This window comes from Burkholderia sp. MSMB1835 (assembly GCF_001526365.1).
Classification (GTDB): Bacteria; Pseudomonadota; Gammaproteobacteria; order Burkholderiales; family Burkholderiaceae; genus Burkholderia.
This window is the reverse complement of sequence record NZ_LOYP01000060.1, coordinates 1-2,198: the sequence shown is the minus strand read 5'-3', so window position 1 is coordinate 2,198 and position 2,198 is coordinate 1. Positions and strand designations below refer to the sequence as shown.

General features: G+C 61.9%; 1 protein-coding gene. It reads left to right on the top strand.

Annotated elements, in window-relative coordinates; genetic code table 11:
* On the top strand, positions 1 to 2,198 hold a 2,198-nt coding region (locus WS96_RS34200), incomplete at both ends, for a hypothetical protein (RefSeq protein ID WP_059837881.1).

Here is a 2,198-nt window from a genome sequence, read left to right as displayed (position 1 = left end):
GGGGAGCTGTTAGCCGTCGACAGACCGGTCGAGGTCGAGGTCGAGAGCGACGTGATGGAGCTGTTGGCCGACGACAGACCCGTCGAGGTCGAAGTCGACAGCGACGTGATCGAGCTGTTAGCCGTGGACAGGCCGGTCGAAGTCGAGGTCGACAGCGACGTAATCGAGCTGTTGGCCGTCGACAGGCCGGTCGAGGTCGAAGTCGACAGCGACGTGATGGAGCTGTTGGCCGACGACAGGCCGGTCGAGGTCGAAGTCGAGAGCGACGTGATGGAGCTGTTAGCCGTCGACAGACCCGTCGAAGTCGAAGTCGAAAGCGACGTGATCGAGCTGTTAGCCGTCGACAGACCGGTCGAAGTCGAGGTCGACAGCGACGTGATCGAGCTGTTAGCCGTGGACAGGCCAGTCGAAGTCGAAGTCGAAAGCGACGTGATCGAGCTGTTAGCCGTCGACAGACCCGTCGAAGTCGAAGTCGAAAGCGACGTGATCGAGCTGTTAGCCGTCGACAGACCGGTCGAAGTCGAGGTCGACAACGACGTGATCGAGCTGTTAGCCGTCGACAGACCGGTCGAGGTCGAGGTCGAGAGCGACGTGATGGAGCTGTTGGCCGACGACAGACCCGTCGAGGTCGAAGTCGACAGTGACGTGATCGAGCTGTTAGCCGTGGACAGGCCAGTCGAAGTCGAGGTCGAGAGCGACGTGATGGAGCTGTTAGCCGTGGACAGGCCTGTCGAGGTCGAAGTCGAGAGCGACGTGATGGAGCTGTTGGCCGACGACAGACCCGTCGAGGTCGAAGTCGAGAGCGACGTGATGGAGCTGTTAGCCGTCGACAGACCCGTCGAAGTCGAAGTCGAAAGCGACGTGATCGAGCTGTTAGCCGTCGACAGACCGGTCGAAGTCGAGGTCGACAACGACGTGATCGAGCTGTTAGCCGTCGACAGACCGGTCGAGGTCGAGGTCGAGAGCGACGTGATGGAGCTGTTGGCCGACGACAGGCCCGTCGAGGTCGACGTGGACAGGGACGTGATCGAGCTGTTGGCCGTCGACAGACCGGTCGAAGTCGAGGTCGACAGCGACGTGATCGAGCTGTTGGCCGTGGACAGGCCCGTCGAGGTCGACGTGGACAGCGACGTGATCGAACTGTTAGCCGTGGACAGACCCGTCGAAGTCGAGGTCGAGAGCGACGTGATGGAGCTGTTAGCCGTGGACAGGCCGGTCGAGGTCGAGGTCGACAGCGACGTGATCGAACTGTTAGCCGTGGACAGGCCCGTCGAGGTCGACGTGGACAGCGACGTGATGGAGCTATTGGCCGTCGACAGACCCGTCGAAGTCGAAGTCGAAAGCGACGTGATCGAGCTATTGGCCGTGGACAGACCCGTCGAAGTCGAGGTCGACAACGACGTGATCGAGCTGTTGGCCGTGGACAGACCCGTCGAGGTCGAAGTCGAAAGCGACGTGATCGAGCTGTTGGCCGTCGACAGGCCCGTCGACGTGGAGGTCGAGAGCGACGTGATCGAGCTGTTGGCCGTGGACAGACCCGTCGAAGTCGACGTGGACAGCGACGTGATCGAGCTATTGGCCGTCGACAGACCCGTCGAAGTCGAGGTCGACAGGGACGTGATGGAGCTGTTAGCCGTCGACAGACCCGTCGAAGTCGACGTGGACAGCGACGTGATCGAGCTGTTGGCCGTCGACAGACCGGTCGAAGTCGACGTGGACAGCGACGTGATCGAACTGTTGGCCGTGGACAGACCCGTCGAAGTCGAGGTCGAGAGCGACGTGATGGAGCTGTTAGCCGTGGACAGGCCGGTCGAGGTCGAGGTCGACAGCGACGTGATCGAGCTGTTGGCCGTCGACAGGCCCGTCGACGTGGAGGTCGAGAGCGACGTGATCGAGCTGTTGGCCGTGGACAGACCCGTCGAAGTCGACGTGGACAGCGACGTGATCGAGCTATTGGCCGTCGACAGACCCGTCGAAGTCGAAGTCGAAAGCGACGTGATGGAGCTGTTAGCCGTGGACAGACCCGTCGAGGTCGAAGTCGAAAGCGACGTGATCGAGCTGTTGGCCGTCGACAGGCCCGTCGACGTGGAGGTCGAGAGCGACGTGATCGAGCTGTTGGCCGTGGACAGACCCGTCGAAGTCGACGTGGACAGCGACGTGATCGAGCTATTGGCCGTCGACAGACCCGTCGAAGTCGA